General features: G+C 70.6%; 22 protein-coding genes. 13 read left to right on the forward strand and 9 right to left on the reverse strand.

Translation table 11 applies throughout. The features are described 5' to 3' along the window. Window positions 1-11: 11 nt before the first annotated feature. The gene (locus tag CX1_RS02475) at window positions 12-530 is read right to left on the reverse strand and encodes an MmcQ/YjbR family DNA-binding protein (RefSeq protein WP_082719015.1); all 519 of its coding nucleotides are present in this window, start codon (window positions 528-530) and stop codon (window positions 12-14) included. Between the two features lie 45 nt (window positions 531-575). Further along, window positions 576-2,438, reverse strand: coding sequence for a malto-oligosyltrehalose trehalohydrolase (gene treZ, locus CX1_RS02480; RefSeq protein WP_060925212.1), 1,863 nt, complete (start codon window positions 2,436-2,438; stop codon window positions 576-578). Between the two features lie 80 nt (window positions 2,439-2,518). On the opposite strand from treZ, the gene CX1_RS02485 reads away from it, so the two are divergent. The 4 genes from CX1_RS02485 to CX1_RS02500 all read left to right on the forward strand — a co-directional run bounded on the left by CX1_RS02485 (window position 2,519) and on the right by CX1_RS02500 (window position 4,746). Continuing rightward, window positions 2,519-3,160 (forward strand): IMPACT family protein, encoded by a 642-nt coding sequence (locus CX1_RS02485; protein WP_046650125.1) that lies wholly within the window; start codon window positions 2,519-2,521, stop codon window positions 3,158-3,160. A 66-nt stretch (window positions 3,161-3,226) separates the two neighbouring features. Next, window positions 3,227-4,030, forward strand: coding sequence for a crotonase/enoyl-CoA hydratase family protein (locus tag CX1_RS02490; protein ID WP_060925213.1), 804 nt, complete (start codon window positions 3,227-3,229; stop codon window positions 4,028-4,030). A 10-nt stretch (window positions 4,031-4,040) separates the two neighbouring features. Beyond that, complete coding sequence (locus CX1_RS02495; RefSeq protein WP_046650126.1) at window positions 4,041-4,286, forward strand: hypothetical protein; 246 nt, start codon at window positions 4,041-4,043, stop codon at window positions 4,284-4,286. 76 nt (window positions 4,287-4,362) lie between these two features. Then, window positions 4,363-4,746: an RNA-binding S4 domain-containing protein gene (locus CX1_RS02500; RefSeq protein WP_046650127.1), complete on the forward strand. Its 384-nt coding sequence runs from the start codon at window positions 4,363-4,365 to the stop codon at window positions 4,744-4,746. Window positions 4,747-4,855: 109 nt separating this feature from the next. On the opposite strand, the gene CX1_RS02505 is transcribed toward CX1_RS02500, so the two are convergent. The 4 genes from CX1_RS02505 to CX1_RS02520 form a co-directional block, all read right to left on the reverse strand. After that, complete coding sequence (locus CX1_RS02505; protein ID WP_046650128.1) at window positions 4,856-5,908, reverse strand: GTP pyrophosphokinase; 1,053 nt, start codon at window positions 5,906-5,908, stop codon at window positions 4,856-4,858. Between the two features lie 8 nt (window positions 5,909-5,916). Next, window positions 5,917-8,328 carry a malto-oligosyltrehalose synthase gene (gene treY / locus CX1_RS02510; RefSeq protein ID WP_060925214.1) on the reverse strand — a complete coding sequence of 804 codons (2,412 nt, stop codon included), beginning with the start codon at window positions 8,326-8,328 and terminating at the stop codon, window positions 5,917-5,919. Window positions 8,329-8,418: 90 nt separating this feature from the next. Continuing rightward, window positions 8,419-9,048, reverse strand: coding sequence for a hypothetical protein (locus CX1_RS12235; RefSeq protein ID WP_102214646.1), 630 nt, complete (start codon window positions 9,046-9,048; stop codon window positions 8,419-8,421). A 129-nt stretch (window positions 9,049-9,177) separates the two neighbouring features. Next, window positions 9,178-10,689, reverse strand: a complete 1,512-nt coding sequence (locus tag CX1_RS02520) for an exonuclease domain-containing protein (protein WP_146780776.1) — start codon at window positions 10,687-10,689, stop codon at window positions 9,178-9,180. A 247-nt stretch (window positions 10,690-10,936) separates the two neighbouring features. Between CX1_RS02520 and CX1_RS02525 the strand changes: the two genes are divergently transcribed. Further along, complete coding sequence (locus CX1_RS02525; RefSeq protein ID WP_046649476.1) at window positions 10,937-11,158, forward strand: HigA family addiction module antitoxin; 222 nt, start codon at window positions 10,937-10,939, stop codon at window positions 11,156-11,158. A 379-nt stretch (window positions 11,159-11,537) separates the two neighbouring features. On the opposite strand, the gene glgX is transcribed toward CX1_RS02525, so the two are convergent. Both glgX and CX1_RS02535 read right to left on the reverse strand, forming a co-directional pair. Then, window positions 11,538-13,679, reverse strand: coding sequence for a glycogen debranching protein GlgX (gene glgX / locus CX1_RS02530; protein ID WP_060925216.1), 2,142 nt, complete (start codon window positions 13,677-13,679; stop codon window positions 11,538-11,540). Between the two features lie 158 nt (window positions 13,680-13,837). Then, a complete protein-coding gene (locus CX1_RS02535) occupies window positions 13,838-14,410 on the reverse strand; it encodes a TetR family transcriptional regulator (protein ID WP_046651299.1) in 573 nt (190 codons plus the stop codon). Between the two features lie 167 nt (window positions 14,411-14,577). On the opposite strand from CX1_RS02535, the gene bioB reads away from it, so the two are divergent. The 4 genes from bioB to CX1_RS12500 all read left to right on the forward strand — a co-directional run bounded on the left by bioB (window position 14,578) and on the right by CX1_RS12500 (window position 17,578). Beyond that, on the forward strand, window positions 14,578-15,588 hold the full coding sequence (gene bioB / locus CX1_RS02540) for a biotin synthase BioB (protein WP_046651297.1): 1,011 nt from the start codon (window positions 14,578-14,580) through the stop codon (window positions 15,586-15,588). 2 nt (window positions 15,589-15,590) lie between these two features. Next, window positions 15,591-15,872 (forward strand): biotin synthase auxiliary protein BsaP, encoded by a 282-nt coding sequence (gene bsaP / locus CX1_RS02545; RefSeq protein WP_046651298.1) that lies wholly within the window; start codon window positions 15,591-15,593, stop codon window positions 15,870-15,872. A gap of 29 nt (window positions 15,873-15,901) precedes the next feature. Then, window positions 15,902-17,311: an aldehyde dehydrogenase gene (gene aldA, locus CX1_RS02550; RefSeq protein ID WP_205908701.1), complete on the forward strand. Its 1,410-nt coding sequence runs from the start codon at window positions 15,902-15,904 to the stop codon at window positions 17,309-17,311. A gap of 117 nt (window positions 17,312-17,428) precedes the next feature. Beyond that, complete coding sequence (locus CX1_RS12500; protein WP_162836788.1) at window positions 17,429-17,578, forward strand: hypothetical protein; 150 nt, start codon at window positions 17,429-17,431, stop codon at window positions 17,576-17,578. A gap of 92 nt (window positions 17,579-17,670) precedes the next feature. Here the strand turns inward: CX1_RS12500 and CX1_RS02555 are convergent, their stop codons facing one another. After that, window positions 17,671-18,816, reverse strand: coding sequence for an aminotransferase class I/II-fold pyridoxal phosphate-dependent enzyme (locus CX1_RS02555; RefSeq protein WP_060925217.1), 1,146 nt, complete (start codon window positions 18,814-18,816; stop codon window positions 17,671-17,673). A 107-nt stretch (window positions 18,817-18,923) separates the two neighbouring features. On the opposite strand from CX1_RS02555, the gene CX1_RS02560 reads away from it, so the two are divergent. From CX1_RS02560 to nadC, 4 genes are all read left to right on the forward strand, one after another. Then, window positions 18,924-19,511 (forward strand): hypothetical protein, encoded by a 588-nt coding sequence (locus tag CX1_RS02560; protein ID WP_060925218.1) that lies wholly within the window; start codon window positions 18,924-18,926, stop codon window positions 19,509-19,511. Window positions 19,512-19,551: 40 nt separating this feature from the next. Further along, window positions 19,552-20,640: a quinolinate synthase NadA gene (gene nadA / locus CX1_RS02565; protein WP_060925219.1), complete on the forward strand. Its 1,089-nt coding sequence runs from the start codon at window positions 19,552-19,554 to the stop codon at window positions 20,638-20,640. Window positions 20,641-20,644: 4 nt separating this feature from the next. Then, on the forward strand, window positions 20,645-22,273 hold the full coding sequence (gene nadB / locus CX1_RS02570; RefSeq protein ID WP_082719020.1) for an L-aspartate oxidase: 1,629 nt from the start codon (window positions 20,645-20,647) through the stop codon (window positions 22,271-22,273). Window positions 22,274-22,348: 75 nt separating this feature from the next. Continuing rightward, on the forward strand, window positions 22,349-23,191 hold the full coding sequence (gene nadC, locus CX1_RS02575; protein ID WP_046651329.1) for a carboxylating nicotinate-nucleotide diphosphorylase: 843 nt from the start codon (window positions 22,349-22,351) through the stop codon (window positions 23,189-23,191). The last annotated feature ends 47 nt before the right edge of the window (window positions 23,192-23,238 follow it).

Raw genomic sequence — 23,238 nt, forward strand, 5'->3', positions numbered from 1 at the left:
CGGACAGCCCGCTAGCTCTCCGACCCGAAGCGCATGGGGTCCACCGGGCGCTTCGCCTTCGGCAGCCCCAGCACCACGTTGCGGTAGGAATCGACGACGAGTTCGCGAACGAGTCGCTCGAACGTGATCTCGTCGAGTTCGGTGGCGGGTTCCGGCGCATCGTCGGGGGCGGTGAAGCGGTGCGCGTCGGCGTCGTCAAGCGAACCTGCGCCCGTGACCTCGCCCGGCGCGACCACCGTGACCCAGTGCTTCTTGTTCAGGTGGTAGCCGGGGAAGGCGAAGGGGTGCGCCCGGCGCAGGGCGTGGGCGTCGCCGGGCTCGGCCTTGACCACGATGATGGCCGTGCCACCCGGCGCGTCGACGTCCTTGGCACCGTGGTCGGGGAGGCGGTGGTGGAGCATGAACATCTTGCCCGCCACCTTGAACACGTCCCACTCCGGGCCGAAGGGGTGCGTGATCTCGGCCGCGGGCAGCTCGAGGGCCGCGTTGCGGGAGATGCGCTGGAGACGAGCGCCGTCCATCGCGGTCATCGTTTCAGGTCCAGTCGGTGGGCTCGCACGGTTCCGGCGACAGACCTAACCCAGCACCGCGTAGCCCCAGGCGGGGAGCTTGACCACGCCGTCGCCGACCGCAGCCGGCGCGTCGACGTGGGTGTGCAGGAGATCGAGGTACGCGGCGTCGACGGCGACCTCGGCGGGCTCGCCGGAGAAGTTCGCCGCCAGCTGGACGACGTCGCCGTCGGCGCGGCGGGTCAGCAGCAGCGTCTGGCCCTCGACGGCGGTCTCGACGGAATCGGCCCACGGCGAGCCCAGCGCGGGGCGGGTGCGGCGCAGCCCGAACAGCGCGCGGTAGGCGTCGAGGATGGTGGCGTGGGGCTCGTCGGCGAGCTCGGACCACTTCAGCTTCGACTCCTCGAACGTCTTCGGATCGGCCGGGTCGGCGATCTCCTCGGGGTTCCAGCCGGCGCGGGCGAACTCGCGGATGCGGCCCTCGCGGGTCAGCCGCAGCAGCAGGTCGGACTCGTGGGAGCAGAAGAACGCGAACGGCGTCGACGCGCCCCATTCCTCGCCCTGGAACAGCATCGGGGTGAACGGCGAGCAGGCCACCACCGCGGCCTTGAGCGCCTGCTGCGCCGGCGTCAGGTTCATCGACGGGCGGTCGCCGGACGCGCGGTTGCCGGTCTGGTCGTGCGTGGTGGTGTACGTGACGAAGGCGCTCAGCGGCTGCACCGACAGGTCCAGCGGGCGGCCGTGGATGCGGCCGCGGAACGTCGACATGGTGCCGGCGTGGTGGAACGCCTCACGCAGCGTCTGCGCCAGAGTCTCCACGGTGCCGAAGTCCGAGTAGTACGCGTGGTCCTCGCCGGAGACGACCGTGTGCAGCGCGTGGTGGACGTCGTCGTCCCACTGCGCGGCCAGGCCGTAGCCGCCGGCGGCGCGGGGCTTGACCAGCTTCGGGTCGTTCTGGTCGGACTCGGCGATGAGGCTGCGCGGCACGCCGGTCTGCGCGGCGACGGTGTCGGCGACGACCTGCATCTGCTCGAGGATGTGGAACGCGCCTTCGTCGTGAAGCGCATGCACCGCATCCAGGCGCAGCCCGTCAATGCGATAGTCCGCCAGCCACAGGCGCACGGCGTCGAGGACGTACGTGCGGACCTCGTCGGACTCCGGCCCGATGAGGTTGACCACCTCGCCCCAGCCCGTGTTGCCGCCGGAGGTGTACGGCCCGAAGAAACCGACGTAGTTGCCGTCGGGGCCGAAGTGGTTGAACACCACGTCCAGGATGACCGCCAGCCCGCGGGCATGGCAGGCGTCGACGAGCTTCTGCAGCCCCTCCGGCCCGCCGTAGCCCTCGTGGACGGCGTGCCAGCTCACGCCGTCGTAGCCCCAGTTGCGGTCGCCGCCGAACGGCTGGACCGGCATCAGCTCCACGTGCGTCACGCCCAAGTCCACCAGGTGGTCCAGCCGCTTTTCGACGCCCGCGAAATCACCCGATTCGGCGTAGGTGCCCACGTGCAGCTCGTAGATCAATCCGCCGGGGAGGATGCGGCCCGTCCAGTCCTTCGCCCGCCAATCGTGGGCGCCCAGGTCGACGACCTCGGAGAAGCCGTGGGGGCCGTCGGGCTGGCGGCGCGAGCGAGGGTCGGGCAGCGGGATGGTCCAGTCGCCGACGCGGGGATCGGCTGCGGCGGCGTCCCCGGCCTCGGCGGCGGAGTCGGCGGCCTCGGCCGAGTCGTCCTCCTGCGGGGCGCCGTGGCCGGCGGTGGCGCGCAGCCGGAAGGCGTAGCGCTCGCCGACCTCCATCGCCTTGTCTGCCTCGAACCAACCGTCCGGTCCGTCCTCGCAGGCTGTCATCGTGTGGTGCTCGGGTGCCGACGGATCACCCGTCAACAGCTCCACTTCGGCGGCGTACGGGGCCCAGACGCGGTAGTTGCTCATGTCACCGATGGTAGGGGTTTGCCACGTTCACGGCAGAGGCCGGGCCCGGGTGTCGCGCGGGCGAGTGCGACAATGTGGCCATGTCGTCCCTCATCGTCCCGGCCCGCGGTTCCCTGACCACCGGGGAAATCGAGATCAAGCGTTCGCGCTTCATCACGTGGATCGGGCGTGCCGACGACGGTGGGGAAGCCCGCGACCTCATCGCCATGGCGAAGTCCGAATACCCCGATGCCCGCCACCACTGCTCCGCGTACATCCACGAGGTGCCCGGGGCCAACCGCGTCGAGCGGTCCTCGGATGACGGCGAGCCCTCGGGCACGGCCGGCCGCCCGATGCTCGACGTACTCGTCGGATCGGGGCTGACCGACGTCGCCGCCGTGGTCATCCGGTATTTCGGCGGCGTGAAGCTCGGCACCGGCGGGCTCGTCCGCGCCTACTCCGACGCCGTGTCCGAATGCCTCGCCGACGTGCCGCGCGCGAAGCGGGTGCGCCGCGAGATCCGATCCGTGGAGGTCGACGCCGCCGACGCCGGCCGGGTCGAGGCCGAACTGCGCGCCCGCGGCTTCGCCATCTCCGACACCGAATGGGGAACCGTCGCAAAGCATCTCGTGGAAGTCGAACCCGGAGGCGCCGACCGCCTCGACGGCGTGCTGCAGGCGATCACGCACGGCGCGCTGACGTCGGGCGAGGCGGGGGAGACGTGGACGGAAGCGCCGGCGTGAATCGTCTGTAACCTGGGTCACCGAAGGGGCGCAATGCCCGTGGACGTGGACGAACGTGGAGGAACCATGACCCAGGACGTGCTGCTCGTCGACCGCGACGGGCACGTGGAGACGTGGACGATCAACCTTCCGGAGATCCGCAACCCGATCTCCTCGCCGGACGTCATCGACGCGATCGTGGCCAACGTCGACCGGGTCAACGCGGACCTCGACGTGCGGGCCGTCATCTTCACCGGCGCCGGCCCGGCGTTCTCCGCCGGCGGCAACGTCAAGGACATGGTCGACCGCTCCGGGATGTTCGGCGGTGCCCCACACCAGATCCGCCAGTCCTACCGGTCCGGGATCCAGCGCATTCCGCTGGCGCTGTACAACTGCGAGGTGCCCGTCATCGCCGCCGTCAACGGTCCGGCGGTCGGCGCCGGCTGCGACGTCACCCTCATGTGCGACATGCGGGTGGCCTCGACGAAGGCGTGGTTCTCCGAGAGCTTCGTCGGCCTGGGCATCATTCCGGGCGACGGCGGGGCGTGGTTGCTGACCAAGACCCTCGGGCCCGCCCGCGCCGCCGAAATGGCGCTGACCGGCGACCGCGTCACCGCCGAGAAGGCGCTGGAGTGGGGCATGGTCAACGAGGTCGTCGAGCCGGATGAGCTTCTCGACGCCGCCCGCGCCCTGGCCGGCCGCGTCGCCAAGAATCCGCCCAACGCCGTGCGCATGGCGAAGAAGCTGCTGCGCGAGTCCCAGCACCAGTCGCTGGCGGGCGTGCTCGAGCTGTCGTCGGCGATGCAGGCCCTGGCACACCATTCCCGCGACCACCGCGAAGCCCTCGACGCATTCATGGAGAAGCGCCCCGGCACCTACACCGGCGAGTGATCTGCCTAAGATGTCCCCCATGAGCAGCCTTCAGCCGTACCACTCCAATCCGATCCAGCAGCGCAAGGACGCGGTGCGCCGGTACAGCCGCAATGCCGTGGTGTGGACCGGCGGTGGCGTGGTCGCCGGCGTGGCCATCGGCCTTCTCGCGTCGTCGCTGTCGCTGTTCATCATCCTGACGGTCATCGGCGTCGTCGGCGGTTTCATCAACTGGCAGAAGGTCCAGAAGATCGTCAACCACCGCGACAACGCGTAGCGGCGCACCGGTACCCGGACCCGAACGCCAGACCCGGCACGGCCACCCCCTCCCGACCCCGAAGAGCCCGATCACCATGAATCACGTCGACGACTCCAAGCCCGTGCGCGTCGACGCGTGGCTGTGGGCGGTGCGGTTGCTCAAGACCCGCTCGCAGGCCGCCGACGCGTGCCGCGGTGGGCACGTGAAAATCAACGGCACCGCCGTCAAACCCGCCCAGCAGGTCGTGCCGGGCGACGAGATCCGCGTGTGGGCGAACCACCGCGAGACGATCGTGGAAGTCACGCGCACGATCGCCAAGCGGGTCGGTGCCCCGGTGGCTAAGACCTGCTACGTGGACAAGACGCCCGCTCCGCCGCTGCGCGAGATGTACGCCGCGCTGCCGGTCCGCGACCGCGGCGCCGGCCGCCCCACCAAGCGCGAGCGTCGGCAGATCGACAAGCTCCGCGGCAGAGACTGACTCACCGCACGTCGGACGAGATCGCGATTGGGGGCGTGGATCGTGATCTCGTGGAGGTGGGGTGAGCCCGCCCCGCCTCTCGTGGAGGTGGGGTTCGGCCCGACCCCGCCTAACCCACCACCCCGGCCTTGCGCATCTGCGCCAGCCGGGACCGCAACCGCGCCGGCCGCTGCGCCGGGTGGGCGCCGGACTTGCCGGTGCGGGTGACGTGGTCGGAGCCGAACGCCGCCAGCAGCAGGTCGTCGATGATGCGCACGTGGCCCGGCTGGAACCGGTACTTCAACGCTTCCTCGACGGCGGCGACGCGCTCGGGCGCCACCAGATCGCGCAGGTCCCCGACGGTGGTCACGCCGTTGGCGTCGAGAAGCTCCTCCAACCAGGCGTAATGCTCCGACTTCGACCGCGGCACGGTCGGCAGCAGCAGCGTCAGCAGGCCGGGCAGCGTCTCGGCGCCGAGCTCCACGGCATCGGCCGCATCGTCCCCGTCGCCGCCGGCGCCATCCCCGCCGGCCGCATCGTCGCGCTCCTCGTCGAGGATCGCCGCCACCTGGTCGAACTGCTGGTCCGCCAGCTCGATCAGCCCCGCCGCCAGGGCGAACGCCCGGTCGATGCGGGGGTCGATGACCCCGTCCGGCGACTTGTAGCGGATGTCGTGCTCGAACTCGGCCCACGCGTGCTGCAGCACGGTGCGCACCTGCACCTCGAACTGCTGGCCCCGGTACGGTGCCAGCCCGGGGGGAGCGCCCTCGCCGACACGGCACACCAGATGGTGGGAGCCGTAGCCGAACTGGCCGGAAATGCGGGTCTCGGCGGTCTTGTCGATCGTCCGCAGCACCTCCAGCGAATCGCCCAGCACCGCCAGGACGTCGGGGATCTCGTTGGAGTGGTAGGTGGTCACGCGGACGCCGACGATGTCGTGGACGTCGGACCACGGGTCGGGGTAGGCGAACTCGCCGCCCTCGGCCCGCCGCATCGCCTTGATCCGCAGCGAACGCCACGTCTTCACCCGCGCGGTGACGTTGTCGAATGCCAGGCCGGCGTCGGAAAGCAATTCCCCGATCGCGCCGGCGAAGTCCTCCTTGGCCCTCGGGTGCGCGGCGGTCCAATCGTCGTAACGCGCGTGCAGCTCCCGCAGCCGGGCGCCGCCCTTCGACTTCGCCATGCCGGCCCCTACGCTTCCGGATCGTCGGCGACGAGCAGCGCCACCGGGAACGTGCCGAACATCGCCGCCACCGTCACCGTCCCCGACCACGCGTTGCCGGTGAAGCGGTCGGTCCAGATGCCCTCGGGCAGCGTGATGGTGGTGTCTCCCCAGCCGCCGTCTCGCTCCAGGCCGATGGGCCGCCGGGTGACCAGCGTGATGACGTCCTGGTCGCCGCCGACGGGCCCGCGCGCGTTGCCCACCAGGTACCGCTCGCCGGAGCCTTCCGCGAACACCGGCTGGTAGGTGCCGCCCACGAAGGATTCGGGTCGCTCGTTGCGCAGGGTCAGGGCGTGGTGGGTGACCATGAGCTTGACGACGTCCCCGTCCGCCGGATCCACGTCTCCACGGCGCACCTGATCGAGTGCCCGGGAGCGGGCGGCGTAGTCGACGAAGCGGCGGTTGTCCGGGTCGACCAGGGAGTCCTCGAGGAACTCGGTGCCCTGGTACGTGTCCGGGATGCCCGGGGACGTCAGCTGCAGGAGCTTGCGCGACCAGCTGGTCACGCGGGCCGCCGGGTCGATGGTTTGCACGAACTCGGTGATGCGGTCGCGCAGCGGCCCGTCGAGCAGGGCGTCGATCCACCGCATGACGTGCAGCTCGAAGTCCGCGTTCTGCTCGGTCCAGGTGGTGTGGACGCTTGCCTCGCGCATCGCCTTCTCGGCGTAGGCGTGCAGGCGGTCGCGCAGCTCCTCGGTGATCTCGCCGTCGGCCGGCCACACGCCGATGATGTTCTGCAGCAGGAAATAGCCCGTGGCGCCGTCCGGCGCCGGGGTGACCGCGGTCCAGTCGCGGACCTTCTCCGCCCAGTCGCCGACGATGTCGGACAGCTGGATGATGCGGGCGCGGACGTCCTCGCCGCGCTTGGTGTCGTGGGTGGACAGGCCGGTCATGGTGCGCGGCCACAGGCGGGCCCGCTCCGACTGCAGCAGGTGGTACTCCGCCGCGGACATGCCGTAGCGGCCCGGGTCGCCGCCGACCTCGTTGAGGCTGATCAGGCGGCAGGCGCGGTAGAACGTCGTGTCCTCGACGCCCTTGGCCATGACGGCGCCGCAGACCTGCGCGAAGCGGGTCGCGGCCTCGCCCTGGGCGATGAGGCCCGCGGAAATGAGGTCCAGCGCGAACACGCGGGAGGGGAAACGGGCGACCATCTGCTGGATCACCGACGACGTCACGCGCGACAGCGACACGTAGTCGGCGCGGTAGACCGGCATTGCGGCGACGAGCTCGCAGATGGTGTCGATGAGCTCTTCCTCGGTGACGTTGTCGCCGCCGGTCGACCAGTTGTCGCGGCGCAGCGCCCGGGCGAGGCGGCGGACCTCGGCGGCCAGCTCGTTCGCGGCGACCTCGCGCTTGAGGGCCCGCTCGGTGGCGTGGACGGCCGACTTGTCCCACGTCGACCCCGACTCCTGCAGCGCCAGCATGCTCATGGCGTCGCGGGATTCGCGGTTCATGAAGACGTTGTCGAATTCGCGCAGCGCGTCGTAGCCGGTGGTGCCGTCGACCTGCAGGCGCGGGTCCAGCGGCTCGGTGGGGCCGAGGATCTTCTCCACGACCAGCCACTTGTCGTCGCCCAGCAGGCGGCGCAGCTCGGAGAGGTAGCCGAACGGGTCGGACAGGCCGTCCGGGTGGTCGATGCGCACGCCGTCGATGATGTCGGCGGCGATGAGCTCGCGGACGATGCGGTGCGTGTGCTCGAAGACCACCGGGTTCTCCTGGCGGATGCCGGCCAGCCCGTTGACCGAGAAGAAGCGGCGGTAGCCGATCACGCCGTCGCGCCAGTACATCAGGCGGTAGGCCTGGCGGTCGTGGATCTCCTGCGGGGTGCCCTCGTCGGTGCCGGGACGCAGGGGATAGACGTTGTCGTAGTAGCGCAGCAGAGGCTCGTCGCCGGAACGGTCGATCTCCAGCTTGTCGACGTCCTCCGGGGAACCCAGCACCGGCAGGCCCATTTTGCCGCCGGCGCCGTTGTCCTCGTGCCAGTCGATGTCGAAGTACGGCTCGAACTGGGAGTCGCGGCCGTTGGTGAGCACGTCCCACCACCACTCGTTCAGCTGCGGGTCCTCGACCCCCAGATGGTTGGGCACCAGGTCGATGATGATGCCCATGCCCGCGGCGTGCGCGGCCTCGGCCAGCGACTGCAGGCCCGCCATGCCGCCGATCTCCGGATTGACGGTGGTCGGGTCGATGACGTCGTAGCCGTGGTTGGAGTCCGGCACGGCCGACAGGATCGGCGACAGGTACAGGTGCGAGATGCCCAGATCCGCCAGGTAGGGGACCTGCTTCTCGGCGTCGGCGAACGTGAACGCCCGGCCTTCCTCGTCCGCCTTGGGGCCTCGCAGCTGGAGTCGGTAGGTGGAGGTGATGGGAAGTCGGTTCATGGAACCCGTTCACGCGCCTTTCTGTGTGCTTTTCATCGATCCGCCGTGGTCGGCGGAGCCACCGGGCACCGGGTCCCGCGCGGCCGCCGTTCAGCGGGCGGGCACGCGGGCCCTGTTTCGGTCACTTCGACCATCGTAGTGGGATTCCGGGCGGCGTTGGCCCGCCGCGAGCAGCACTGCGGCACGGTGCGCTTCGTGGGCCGCGTGCCCGTCGGCGGGGCAGTGGACCGCCAGCCGGTCATCGCCCAGGGTCAGGGCCAGAGGAGACACGGGGTCGGGGGAGGCCCGCCAGGTCCGCGCCGACCACAGGTACGCGCGGGTCAGGTCCGCCCCCGCGGGCAGCGCCAGCAGGTGATCGACGGAAGCCGGGAAGTACACGGGCCGATCGCCGAACAGCCGCCGCAGGTGGCCGTCGATTTCCAGCAGCGGGCTGACCTCGGCCAACCACCCGGTCGGGCGCGCCGCCGGTGAGCCGATCTGGATCCCCGCGCGCACGTCGGCCTCGCCCGATCCGGTCACCGCCGCGGCCGGCCGGGCCGTCAGGTGGAGCTTGCCGCGGGCGATGTGACGTTCCATCAGCACCCTCGCCGCGGCCTCCACGCCGTACCCGGGTTCGGCGACCACGCCGACCAGCCCGCCACCCGCGTCGCGCCAATCGACGTCTGCGGGTGCGGTGGTCAGCCAAGTGGCGGGACGGAGTTCGGGGACGGGCCGTTGCACGTGAGGACCTCCTGCATGGGGGACGATGTCACGTGATTGGACGCGCCGCAGCGCGGAACGGTTCCGTTTATTTTGGAGGGGGTGAATTTCGGGGGTGGCAGCCGCCTTTCCGGCGGCTGGCCGAGGACCTCAGAAGGGAGGCGTCTCCTCGAGCCCAAGGACGGTGAAAAGCTGCTTTTCATCCCAAATTTCGATGTCCTGGCCCTTGTCCTTGTATTCGCGGGCCTTCTTTTCCTTCGACGTCATCGAGTCCCACGGCCCCGCGACGAGGATCGTCGTCTTCTTCGTCGTGTTCTTGCCCACGGTCGCGCCGGCCTGCGCGATGAGCTCCCACAGCCGCCCCTTGTCGTAGGGCGCGAAATCTCCGGTGAGGGTGACGTTCTGCCCGAACAGCAACCCGTCCGGGTCAGCGTCCTCGTTCTTCTCCGGGATCACCTCGGGCGCCTTCACCGCGTCCCACTTGGCGCGCCGGTCCTGCGCCGCCGCGCCTCCGGACCTCGCCGCTTTGCGACGGGCCCCGCCCGCACCCGAAGTGACCTGCGATTGGCCGGTGGTCTGCATCGGGACGAGGCGCTTGCCGAAGAGCATCCCCATTTCCATGCCGAGGTTCTCGGAGTACTTCACGGGATTCGTCGTGGGCTCGGGGCCCGGATGCTCGCGCATGAGCCACAGGGCGACTTCGGCGCAGGCCGCGGCGTCGGCGGCTGCGTCGTGATGGTCGAAGTCGGCGGCTCCGGCTTCCCGCGCGAGCGTCGGCAAGCGGTAGTTCTCCACCTGCAACCCGACGCGGCGCGCCCACAGGTAGGTGCAGGCGTAGGCGACGTCGGGCACGTCGATGCCGGCGGCGGCGCACCCGCGCTTGAGGGCCGTGAAATCGAACTTGGCGTTGTGGGCGACGACCGGGGTGCCGTCGACGAGGCGGCCGAACTTCTCGGCGACGTCGGCGAACGGCGGGGCGTCGACGACGTCGGAGGGCGTGATGCCGTGGATGGCGATGTTGTCCTCGTCGAACTGCTCGAGCCCGGCCGGCGGTCGACAGGGCCAGGAGTAGGTCTCGGCGACCTTGCCGTCGCGCACGGCGGCGATGCCGAATTGGATGACCGAACCCTCGTCGGCGTTGGCGGTCTCGACGTCGAAGGCGAAGAAGTCGGGATCGTCGCCGTGTGGCGGCGGCGATGACGGGGTCCCCGCCGCCGCGGGAGCGCCATCCGCGGAGCCGCCGGGGGAGCCGGTGCCGCCGGCTGTGCCGCCGGCGGGGCCGGTGTCGGCGGAGCCGTTGCCGGTGGCCGAGGGGCCCTCGCCATCTTCGGGAACGGTCACGCCCGGCGTGCCCTTCCCCGCGGCCGCCGCGAGCGCCTCGGCGGTGGGGGAGTCGAGCAGTTCCAGCAGCGCCCGGGCCGCCGGCAGCGTCGCCGCGGTCACGCGGGCGGAGGGAAGATCGCCGCCGAGATCCAACCGCCCCGGCAGCAGCCGCCCGGGGGCGGTCAGGGACGCTCCCGCCGCGGCGTCGGAAAGCGATGCCGAGGCATCGGCCACGTCGGTGCTGCGCGTCCGCGCGATGCGGTGCGCCGATGCGGACGGCGGCGAATCCAGGGACACGCGGACGATGGCGCCGGAAAGGCGGAAGTCGAGAACCTGCATGCCCACGAGCCTAGCGGCCCACCCCCATGTGACGGGGGTAACAGTGTTGCGCGAGTGTGATTCATCACTCATTATGGTTTGGCGAAGAAAGGTTCACACATTCTTCGACCCCGGAATGCCCGTTCGGCAAGGAGGGGGTCCCGGCGCTAATCTGAGCACCGTCGCGCGGCCGGGGCACCCATCCCGGTCGCCGTCGCCTTGAGAAATCAGCCTGAACACTCAGTCACGATCCACGAGGAGAGCACGCATGACCAACGCAGTCTCCGCCCATCCCGGCACCATCCTCCACCAGCGCTTCCTCGAACCGCGGGGAATGAGCATCTACCGCCTGGCCGTCGCCATCAACGTCCCCAGCTCGACGCTGGAGCGCTTCCGCACCGGCCGCACCAACCTGACCCCCGACCTCGCCCGCCGGCTGGGCGACTACTTCGGTACCGGCGCCGAGTACTGGACCCGGCAGGCTTCCTAGGTCCGCTTCGGCTCGGCCTGACCCGGCAGGCCTCTTCAACCAGCTTCGGCTCGGCGCGACCCGGCGAGGTCCGTCTCAAACCGACGCGCCCCCCTTGGACCCGGTTCGATCCCACGCAAGCCCGGCTCGACCCGGCGGCCACCGATCACGGCCCGCCCATGTATGCACGGCCGGCCCACGACAGAAATTAGCGGCGCATCCCACGAGGGAATGCGCCGCTTTCGCATGTCCGGGCCCGCCGGCTCCCGCGCCCATGCGCAAACCCACCCCGAATGGTTTAACCCACCCGTTACAGCGGGTGGGTTAAACCATTCGGGGTGGGTTAAGCCGAGCTGGCCGAACTGGCCGCGCTGACCGTGGCCGCGCCGGCCGGCGTCGCCTAGTGCTTCTCGATGAGCACGATGGTCGACCGCGCCGGGACGCGCAGCTCGCGCTCCGGCTGGACCAGGCGCTCGCGCGTGGGGCGGCCGGTCAGCTCAGTGGTGTCGATGAGGACCTCCCACTCCGCGGCGTACTCGGTGCCCGGGATCTGGAATGTCAGGTCCTCGTGGTGGGCGTTGAAGCACAGCATGAAGCTGTCGTCGACGATGCGGTGGCCGCGGGCGTCGGGCTCGGTGATGGCGGCGCCGTTGAGCCACACCATCAGCGACTTGCCGAAATCGAAGTCCCAGTCGTCCTGCGACATGACGCGGCCCTCGTGGGTCAGCCAGGCGATGTCGCGGTCGTCGGTCTCGGCGCCCAGCGGGCCGCCCTTCAGGAAGCGGCGGCGGCGGAACACCGGGTGCTCGGCGCGCAGCTCCAGCAGGTAGCGGGTGAAGTCCACCAGCTCCGAGTTGGTGCGCACCTGGTTCCAATCCATCCACGCCAGCTGGTTGTCCTGGCAGTAGACGTTGTTGTTGCCCTTCTGGCTGCGGGCCATCTCGTCGCCGTGGCTGATCATCGGGGTACCCAGCGACAGCAGCAGGGTGGTCAGGAAGTTGCGGCGCTGCTGCGCCCGCAGCCGCAGGATGGTCTCGTCGTCGGTGTAGCCCTCGACGCCGCAGTTCCACGAGCGGTTGTGGCTCTCGCCGTCGCGGTTGTCCTCGCCGTTGGCCATGTTGTGCTTGTGGTTGTAGCTGACCAGGTCGTTGAGGGTGAAGCCGTCGTGGGCGGTGACGAAGTTGATCGACGCGGTGGGGCGGCGGTCGTTGTTCGCGTACAGGTCGGACGAACCGGTGATGCGCGAGGCGAACTCGCCCAGCGTCGACGGCTCGCCGCGCCAGTAGTCGCGGATGGTGTCGCGGTACTTGCCGTTCCACTCGGTCCACTGCGGCGGGAAGTTGCCCACCTGGTAGCCGCCCTCGCCGACGTCCCACGGCTCGGCGATGAGCTTGACCTGCGAGACGATCGGGTCCTGCTGGACCAGGTCGAAAAACGCGGACAGGCGGTCGACGTCGTGGAACTCGCGGGCCAGGGTCGAGGCGAGGTCGAAGCGGAAGCCGTCGACGTGCATCTCGGAGACCCAGTAGCGCAGCGAGTCCATGATCAGCTGCAGGGAGTGCGGGTGGCGGACGTTGAGGCTGTTGCCGGTGCCGGTGTAGTCCATGTAGTGCTGCTTGTCGCCTTCGACCAGGCGGTAGTACGCGGCGTTGTCGATGCCGCGGAAGCAGATGGTCGGGCCCATGTGGTTGCCCTCGGCGGTGTGGTTGTAGACCACGTCGAGGATGACCTCGATGTCGGCGTCGTGGAACGCGCGGACCATGCCCTTGAACTCGGACACGGCGCCGCCCGGCTTGGACGAGGCGGCGTAGTCCTGGTGCGGGGCGAGGAACCCGAAGGTGTTGTAGCCCCAGTAGTTGCGCATGCCCAGGTCGCGCAGGCGGTCGTCCTGCAGGAACTGGTGGACGGGCATCAGTTCGATGGCGGTGACGCCGAGGTCCTTGAGGTAGTTGATGATTGCGGGGTGCGCCAGGCCGGCGTAGGTGCCGCGCAGCGACTCGGGCACCTCCGGGTGCGTCATGGTCATGCCCTTGACGTGGGCCTCGTAGATGACGGTCTCGGAGTAGGGGTGCTTCGGCTGGCGGTCGGTGGCCCAGTCGAAGAAGGGGTTGATGACCACGGAGGTCATGGTGTGGCCGAGGCTGTCGTCGGTGTTGCGCTGGCTCGGGTCGTCGATGTCGTAGCTGAACAGCGACTTGTGGCCGTCGAAGTCGCCGTCGAATGCCTTGGCGTAGGGGTCGACGAGCAGCTTGTTCGGGTCGCAGCGGTGGCCGTTGGCCGGGTCGTAGGGGCCGTGGACGCGGTAGGCGTAGCGCTGGCCGGGCATGATGCCGGGCAGGTAGCAGTGCCAGATGTGCGCGTCGACCTCTTCGAGCGGGATGCGGGTTTCGGCGCCGTCCGCGTCGATGAGGCACAGCTCGACCTTTTCCGCGATATCGGAGAACAGGGCGAAGTTGGTGCCAGCACCGTCGTACGTGGAGCCCAGGGGGTAGGGGTCTCCGGGCCAGACCTGGTGTTCGCCGTCGAAGTTCGCGTTTGTCATGTTGATAACCATACCGGGATGGCCCCCGTACTCACGTGCCGAGCAAACCTCTCGGCGCGTTACGGGTGCACGGCTTGTGCTTGACGACGCCCACCTGGGCACATGCGGCGGGCCCGGTGCGCATGCGGCGCCCGCTCGTGTGGCGGTGCCTGCGAGGCTCAGGCGCCGCCGGCGGCGATGCCGGCGACGATGAGGTCGACGCCGTTGCGGATGCGCCGGCCGTGGGTTTCGGCGTTCTTCGCGGCGGCGGAGTCGTCGCCGGGGTCGGCGACCTTCGCCAGCTGGGCGGCGGTCTGCTCGTCGACGGTGGAGCCGAGGATGAAGTAGACGAGCGTCGCCGCGGCGTCCCGGGTGAGGTGCTCGTCGATCGGGGCGTCGGAAAGCAAAGGGGCCAGCAGCCGGGCGGGACGGACGGAGACGGTGTCGGTGGCCAGGCCGGCGGAGACGACTTCGGCTCCGTCGCGGTGGGAGGTCAGGCAGCCGTGGAGCGCCTCGGCGAAGGCGGTGGCGTCGGCACGCCAGTCGCCGGTGGGCTCGAGCTCGGACAAGGGGAGGAGCAGGCGGTCGGCGACGGCGCCGAGAAGCGCTTGCTTGGAAGGGAAGTGCCAGTACATCGCGCCGGCGGCCGCGTCGAGGTGACGGGCCAGGCGGCGGATGGTCAGGTCCTGGAGTCCGAATTCATCGAGGATCTCCATCGCCGCGTCCATGATGATGTCCTTGGTGAGCTGCACGTGATCCACGTTATCGGAAAGCGGGGGGTGAGCGGCCCGGCCAGCCGTCTTGAACGGTGTTCGTGCCGCGGGGTACATTCAGGCCCGAACATCGTTCAATACGGTGTTCAAGTTTTTCGCCGGCAGTGCCCGGGCACGGCCGACGCCACAACCAGCCAGGAGAATCAATGACCGCCGTTTCGCCCGCCGACGTCCTCGAAATCGCCCGCGAGAAGGTGCTCGGCCGCGGCGAGGGGCTCGACCACGCCGAGACCCTCGCCGTCCTGCAGCTCGACGACGACCGCATCGACGAGCTGCTCGCCCTCGCCCACGAGGTCCGCCTGAAGTGGTGCGGCGAAGAAGTCGAGGTCGAGGGCATCATTTCGCTGAAGACCGGCGGCTGCCCCGAGGATTGCCACTTCTGTTCTCAGTCCGGCCTGTTCCAGTCGCCCGTGCGCAACGCCTGGCTGGACATCCCCGCCCTGGTCGACGCCGCGAAGCAGACCCAGAAGACCGGCGCGACCGAGTTCTGCATCGTCGCCGCGGTCAAGGGCCCGGACGAGAACCTCCTGTCGCAGCTCGAGCAGGCCGTGCGGGTCATCCAGGAAGAGGTCGACATCAACGTCGCCGCGTCGGTGGGCATTCTCACCCAGGAGCAGGTCGACCGACTGGCCAAGGCCGGCGTCCACCGCTACAACCACAACCTGGAGACCGCGCGCTCGCACTTCCCGAACGTCGTGACCACCCACTCCTGGGAGGATCGCGCCGAGACCCTGCGCATGGTGGCGGAGGCCGGGATGGAGGTCTGCTGCGGCGGCATCCTGGGCATGGGCGAGACCTTGGAACAGCGCGCCGAGTTCGCGCAGGACCTGGCGGCGCTCAACCCGACCGAGGTGCCCATGAACTTCCTCGACCCGCGCCCGGGCACCCCGTTCGAGGGCCGCGAGCCGCTGGCCGCCAAGGATGCGCTGCGCGCCATCGGCGCCTTCCGCCTGGCGCTGCCGAAGACGATCCTGCGCTTCGCCGGCGGCCGCGAGCTGACCCTGGGCGACCTCGGCGCGGAGCAGGGGCTGCTCGGCGGCATCAACGCCGTCATCGTGGGCAACTATCTGACCACCCTGGGCCGCCCCGCCGAGCAGGACCTGGACATGCTGGGCAAGATCCGCCTGCCCATCAAGGCCCTGAACGCGACGGTGTAGCGATGACCTCCACCGTGCCGCGCCGGGGCACGAACCCTGATTCGACGGAACTGCTGCGGGCGACGCTGTTGGGCGATCCGCCCGAGTACGACCCCTTCACCGGTGCGCACCTGGCGGCGGGGGAGGAGCGCCCGCGCAGCCACTCCGCCCGCGCCGGGCTCGAGGCCCCGCGGTACTGCCGGCTGTGCGGCCGCCGCATGGTGGTCCAGGTCCGCCCGGACGGCTGGTCGGCGCGGTGTTCGCGCCACGGCGAGCTGGACTCGTCGATGCTCGAACGTCGCTGACCGGGCCTGAATCGATCTGGATTCAAAGCTTGACTTCGGCCGGGAAAAGTTGTTTCGGGGGTAGGCTCGCGCTTGCAACGTCCGCGCCGGCGGAACACGCCCGCCGCGCACCACGCGAGGAGGAGACTGCCGCCGCCATCGCCGCGGCCAAGGCGGCGCAGCCCGCGTGGGCCGCGCTGCCGAACATCGAGCGGGCGGGGTATCTGCGCAAGATCGCCGCGCTGCTGCGCGATCGGGCCGATGAGTTCGCCGACATGCTCGTCGTAGAGCAGGGCAAGACCCGTGGCTTGGCGACGGTCGAGGCCAACTTCACCGCCGACTACCTCGATTACATGGCCGAGTGGGCCCGCCGCATCGAGGGCGAGGTGATCCCGTCCGACCGTGCCGGGGAAATGATCCTGCTCACCCGCCGCCCCATCGGCGTCGTCGGCGGCATTTTGCCGTGGAACTTCCCGTTCTTCCTCATTGCGCGCAAGATGGCCCCGGCGTTGCTGACCGGCAACACCATCGTGATCAATCCGTCGTCGGAGACCCCTGTCAACGCCCTCGAGTTCGCGAAGCTCGTCGATGAGGCCGGTGTTCCGGCCGGTGTGTTCAACCTGGTCAGCGGCCGCGGCCGCGTGGTCGGCGAAACCCTGAGCACCCACCCCGATGTCGGGATGATCTCCATGACGGGGTCGGTGTCCGTCGGCAAGCGGATCATGGAGAAGGCCGCGCCGACCCTGACCCGCGTGAACCTGGAACTCGGCGGCAAGGCGCCGGCGATCGTGCTGGCGTCGGCGGATCTGGATCTCGCGGCGAAGGCGATCTGGGATTCGCGCGTCATCAACACCGGCCAGGTGTGCAACTGCGCGGAAGTCGTGCTGGTGGAGGACGCGGTGCACGACGAGCTCGTGGCCAAGCTCAAGGAGCTTTTCGACGCCACCCGCTACGGCGACACCTCGGAGATCGAGGAGCTGGACATGGGCCCGCTGATCACGGAATCGGCGTTGGACGACGTCGCGGGGATGGTGGAGCGTGCCTGCGAGGCCGGCGCAAACCTGGTGACCGGCGGTTCGCGTGCGGAGGGCAAGGGCGACGGCTGGTTCTTCGAGCCGACGATCCTCGACGGGGTGAAGCCGGACATGGAGATCGCCAAGGAGGAGATCTTCGGCCCGGTTCTGCCGGTCGTCCGCGTCAAGGACCTGGATGAGGCGCTGGAGATCGCCAACGCGTCGCGCTTCGGCCTGACCAGCTCGGTGTACACCGACGACCTCAATCAGGCGCTGAAGGCCGTCGAGGGGTTGCAGTACGGCGAGACCTACGTCAACCGCGAGAACTTCGAGGCCATGCAGGGGTTCCACGCGGGTCGCCGCGAGTCCGGCATCGGCGGCGCCGACGGCAAGCACGGCCTGCTGGAATTCACCGAGACCCACGTCGCATACATTCAGCGCAACTGAGGTGCAACTTAGGATAGGCGTATGCATGAAAAATGCATAGCCCGGACGGTCGGGAACGGCGTCCGGGCCCTGTCCCCGGGTCATGGTGGCCCGGAGCGGTTGACCGGAAGGCGAGCCATGAGCACCGACAAGCACGTCCACGAAAATCACGATCACGAACACGGCGAGGGTTGCGGCCACGTCTCGTTCGCGCACCGCGACCACGTCGATTACGTCCATGATGGACACCGGCACGCCGCCCATGGGGACCACTACGACGAGCACTGACGGGTACTGGCGGGCTCTGACGTGTGCTCGCAAGCGCTGACGGGTGCCGGCGAGTGCCCGCCGAAACGCGGGCATCCGGCTGGGCTCCCGAATCAGGCCGCCGGCACGTCGCCGTCGCGTGGGGCGGCGCGTTTCAATTCCTCCGGCGTCAGGTTCGCCCGCGCCGTGATGCGCAGGCGCGAGCCTCCCGGCGGCACACTCGGTGGCCGAAACACCCCGACCAGCACGCCGCGGGCGCGCAAGTTGTCGCGCGCCGCGACCGCCCGGACGGGGTCGCCCAGGATCACCGGCACGACGGCCGACGGTGGGGCGTCCACGCCCCAGGCGCCCGCGATCGCGTCGGCGTTGCGCAGGACGGCGGCGGGCAACTCCGGGTCGTCGTCAAGCAGCCGCAAAGCGGCCAATGCGCCCGCGGCCGCCGGTGGTGCAAGGGCGGTGTCGAAGATGATCGGGCGCGCTGAGTCGATGAGGTGATCGCGCAGCTGCGCCGGGCCGAGGATCGCGCCGCCCTGCGCCCCAAGCGATTTCGACAGCGTCACGGTGACCACCAGGTCCGGGGCTCCGGACAGGCCCGCCGCCGCCACCGCGCCGCGCCCGCCGGGCCCGACGACGCCCAGGCCGTGGGCCTCGTCGACCAGCAGTGCGGCGCCATGCGCGCGGGCCGCGGCATAAAGGGCGCGGACGTCGGCGATGGCGCCCGACGTGGAATACACGGCGTCGGAGATCACCAGGGCCCGCGTCTCCGTGCGCGCGGCCAGGGCTTCTTCGATCGCCGCAACGTCACCGAGCGGCGTGACCGCGACGCGCGCCCGCGACAGCCGGCAGGCGTCGATGAGCGAGGCATGCGATCCGCCGTCGGAAACGATGAGGTCGCCGCGCCCGGCCAGCGCCGTGACGGCCGCGAGGTTGGCCATGTACCCCGACGAGGCGGTCAGTGCCGAACCGAACCCCATGAACGCGGCCAGCGCGTTCTCCAACTCGTCGTGTACGTCCGTCGCTCCGGTGACCAGCCGCGATCCCGTCGACCCCAGTCCGTAGTCGTGCAGCGCGGCGGCCGCGGCGTCGATGACGGCGGCGTGATCGTGCATGCCCAGGTAGTCGTTCGACGCCAGGTCGAGCAGCTCGGCCGGGCCTGGCGGCCGTGGCGCGAGCGTCCGGTGCAGCCCGGCGGCGAGGCGTCCGCGGGTCAGGTCCCCGAGGTCCGCCAGATGCGAGCGGCCCGTGCGTTCGTCGGTCATGGCCCCACGATAAACCATCACTTGAACAGTGTTCGGGACGGGTGGCGTCGCAAAGCACCCGCCCACCGGAGGCCAGTCGGCCGCCGGGGCCGGGTACATTCGCCCCCATGGATCCGCAGACCCCCGCGGCGGCCGTCCCGCACGCCCGCCGCCCGCCCCGCTTCATCGGCGACGCGTCGGCCGTGCTGCTCGCGGCGCTGGTCGGCGGCGTACTCGGCGGCGTCACATGGGCGATGGCCCGCCCCATGCAGACCGTCACCTTCCTCGAGGGCGGCCGTTTGGCGGTGGGGCAGGACGGTCTCGACGCGACGTTCTCGGCTCTGCTGTGGTTCACCGGCATCGCGCTGGTGCTGGGGCTGGTGCTGGGCACGATCGCGCACAAGCGCTTTCCGACGGCCCGCGGCCTGGCCATGGAGGCCTGGGTCGGAGTTTCGGCGTTGGCCATGGCCGCCGTGCAGCTGGCGTCGGGCAACCTGATCGCCGGGGTGCGCCAGCCCGACCTGGACGCCGTCGCGCCGGGCTCGTCGGTGGACGTGCTGCCCGCGTTCGACGTGCCGGTGGCGCTGCTCGTCGCGCCGTTCGCGGCGATGCTGGCGTACTGGTGCCTGATCTTCCTGGCGCCCGGGGCGGAGGCGGAACCGGGGCCCGGGCGCGGCGGCGACGGTGATGCGGGGGACGCCCGCCCCACGGGCTAATATCGGCGGCAAGAAGATCCTCCCCAGCCAAGGAGCCGATGTGACCACCCACGCGTCCGCGCAGGAAAGCGCGACCCTCAAGCCCCTCGAGTCCGCGTTGGCGGCGTCCGTCGTCGACGGCGAGGGCGGCTACACGGGCGTCGAGGCGACGCCGGAATGGGCCGACGAGGTCCGCCGCCTGGCCAAGGAGCGCAACGCCGTCATCCTGGCGCACAACTACCAGCTGCCGGAGATCCAGGACATCGCCGATTACGTCGGCGACTCCCTCGGCCTGTCGCGCGTGGCCGCCGAGACCGAGGCGGAGGTCATCGTGTTCTGCGGCGTCCACTTCATGGCGGAGACCGCGAAGATCCTCAGCCCCGGCAAGACGGTGCTCATCCCCGACGAACGCGCCGGCTGCTCGCTGGCCGACTCCATCTCGGCCGAGGAGCTGCGCGAGTGGAAGGCCGAGCACCCGGGCGCCCTGGTGGTCAGCTACGTCAACACCACCGCCGACGTGAAGGCCGAGACCGACGTGTGCTGCACGTCCTCCAACGCCGTCGACGTCATCGAGTCGCTGCCGGCGGACAAGGAGATCCTGTTCAACCCGGACCAGTTCCTCGGCGCGCACGTCAAGCGCGAGTCCGGCCGCGACAACATCCGCATCTGGGCCGGCGAGTGCCACGTCCACGCCAACATCAACGGCGACGAGCTGGCGCGCCGGGCGGCGGACAACCCCGACGCCGACCTGTACATCCACCCGGAGTGCGGTTGCGCGAATTCGGCGATCTACCTGGCCGGCGAAGGCACCATCGAGCCGGAGCGCGTGCACATGCTCTCCACCGGCGAAATGCTGGCGTCGGCGCAGCGCGAGGCCCAGCGCGCGGAGAACCGCGAGGACCGCAAGGTGCTCGTGGCCACCGAGGTCGGCATGCTGCACCAGCTGCGCAAGGCCGCCCCGGACGTGGAGTTCGAGGCCATCAACGACCGTGCCTCCTGCGTCTACATGAAGATGATCACCCCGTCGGCCCTGCTGCGCTGCCTCGCCGAGGGCACCGACGAGGTCACCGTGCCCGCCGACGTCGCCGAGAAGGCGCGCGCGTCGGTCGAGCGCATGATCGCCATCGGCAATCCGGGCGGCGGCGAGTAGGGCCGTGGGCGCCGGAGCCGGTGTTCACGGGCCCGCGTTCGGGTTCGACTGGGCGGCGCACTGCGATCTGCTGGTCATCGGCGGTGGCGTCGCGGGCCTGTCTGCGGTGCGCCGGGGCCGCGAGTTGGGGCTCGACGTCCTGCTCGTGGACAAGGGGCACTGGTCCGAGGGCGCGCGCCGTCACCTGCGGTTCGAGGGGGCGGCGACGAACCTCGCCCAGGGCGGGCTGTCGGTCGTCGGCCTCGGCGACGCGCCCCAGGGGCCGGAGGGCCCCGGCGGATCGGATGGCCCCGACGGCCCCGATTCGGTGGAGTCCCACGTCGCCGACACCCTCGATGCGGGCGCCGGGCATTGCGACGAGGCCGCCGTCCGCGCCATCGTCGGCGCCGGCGCTCGGGCCACGCAGTGGCTCATCGACCTGGGCGCGCGCTTCGACGCGAAGACCGACCCGGCCGACGCCGGCCAGTACTCCCGCACCCGCGAAGGCGGCCATTCCCATCGCCGCATCATCCACGCCGGCGGCGACGCCACGGGCGCGGAGATCCAGCGGGCCCTGGAGGCCTCCGTGGCCGGGGTGCGGGTGCTGCAGAATGCGGTGGCGGAGGAGATCATCGTCGACGGCGGTGACGGAGACGGTGGCGCCGGCGGCAACAGCGGTGTCGGCGACGGCAACCGCGCCTTCGGCGCCCTGGTCCGCGATCCGCGCGGCCTCGGTGCGGTGACGGCGGCGGCGACGCTCATCGCCACCGGCGGCGTCGGCCATCTGTTCCGCGCGACGACGGCACCGGATGGGGCGCACGGCCAGGGCCAGTGCCTGGCGCTCGACGCCGGCGCGGAGCTCGCGGACATGGAGTTCATCCAGTTCCACCCGACGGTCCTGTTCGACCGCGAGCGCCGCGGCCGCCGGCCCCTCATCTCGGAGGCCGTCCGCGGCGAGGGCGCCCGGCTGGTCGATTCCCGCGGCCGCTCCGTCACCGAGGGCGTCGACCCGCGCGGCGATCTGGCGCCGCGCGACATCGTTTCCCGCGCCATCGCCACGCGCCTGCGCGAACTCGGCGAGGAGTGCGTGTTCCTCGACGCCCGGCACATCGACGGCGTGCGCGATCGCTTTCCGACGGTCACCGCCGGCGTGGCCACCGCCGGATTGGACCCGGCGAAGGATCTGCTGCCCGTCGCCCCGGCCGTGCACTACTCCTGCGGAGGCATCGCCACCGACGTCGACGGCCGCACCCGCGTCCCGGGGCTCTACGCCGCCGGCGAATGCGCCCGCACGGGATTGCACGGAGCCAACCGCCTGGCGTCGAATTCGCTGTTGGAGGGCATCGTCGTCGGCCGCGCCGTCGCCGAGGACGTTGCCGCGGCCATCGCGGCCAGGGAATTGGGGGAGAAGGGGCCCGGCGACATCCGGCGCCGCCGCATCCGCCCGCGCCCCTGGCCGCGCGACCTCGACCGCCTGCAGCGCGCCATGACCGACGGCGCCGGCGTCACGCGCACCGCCGAATCGCTGGCGCGCGCCGCCCACGCGCTGTCGGCGCTGCCCGACTCCGCGGAAGTCGCCGTGGCGCGGGCGATCGTCGCCGCGGCCGCCGCGCGCCCCACCACCCTGGGCTGCCACACGCGGCTGGACGGGTGACGCGGCGGCGTCGCAAAGCAACCACCACGGACCGACCACCACCGACCACCACCGACCATCACCGAGGAGCACCGAATGCTGGACGAACAGATCACCCGCGGCCTCATCCGCACCGCGCTGCAGGAGGACCTGGCCTACGGCCCCGACGTGACGTCGCTGGCCACCGTCGGGCCGGCGCAGCGATCGCGGGCGACCGTGACCTCGCGCGTCGACGGGGTCATCGCCGCGGGCGACGCCATCCGCTGGACGCTCGAGGAGGTCATCGCCGACGAATTCGAGGTGGAGATCCTGGTGGCCGACGGCGGCCGCGTCGCCCCGGGCACCGTCGTCGCCGAGATCGAAGCGCCCACCCGCGGGCTGCTGACGGCGGAGCGGACGCTTCTCAACATCGTCACGCACGCCTCCGGCATCGCCAGCGCGACCCGCCGCTGGGTCGACGCCGTCGAGGGCACCGGCGCCCGCATCCGCGACTCCCGCAAAACCATCCCGGGCCTGCGCAATTTGCAGAAGTATGCCGTGACCTGCGGTGGCGGCGTCAACCACCGCAACGGCCTGGGCGACGAGGCCCTGATCAAGGACAACCACGTCGCCGCCGCCGGCGGCGTCGTCCCCGCCCTGGAGCGCGTGCGCCGCGCGTACCCGGAGCTCAAGTGCGAAATCGAGGTCGACGACCTCACGCAGCTCGACCAGGTGCTGGAGATGAAGCCCGAGCTGGTCATGCTGGACAACTTCGAGGTGTGGCAGACGCAGATCGCCGTCCAGCGCCGCGCCCAGGTTTCCCCGGCCACGCAGCTGGAGTCCTCCGGCGGGCTGACGCTGGACGTCGCCCGCGAATACGCCTCCTGCGGCGTCGACTTCCTGGCCGTCGGCGCGCTGACCCACTCGTCCGGCGTGCTGGATCTGGGTCTGGACTTCTAGGTCCGCGACTCCTGGCCGCGCTGGACTTCCGGCTGCCCCGCTTACGG

This window comes from Corynebacterium xerosis NBRC 16721 = ATCC 373 (assembly GCF_001552415.1).
Lineage (GTDB): Bacteria > Actinomycetota > Actinomycetes > Mycobacteriales > Mycobacteriaceae > Corynebacterium > Corynebacterium xerosis.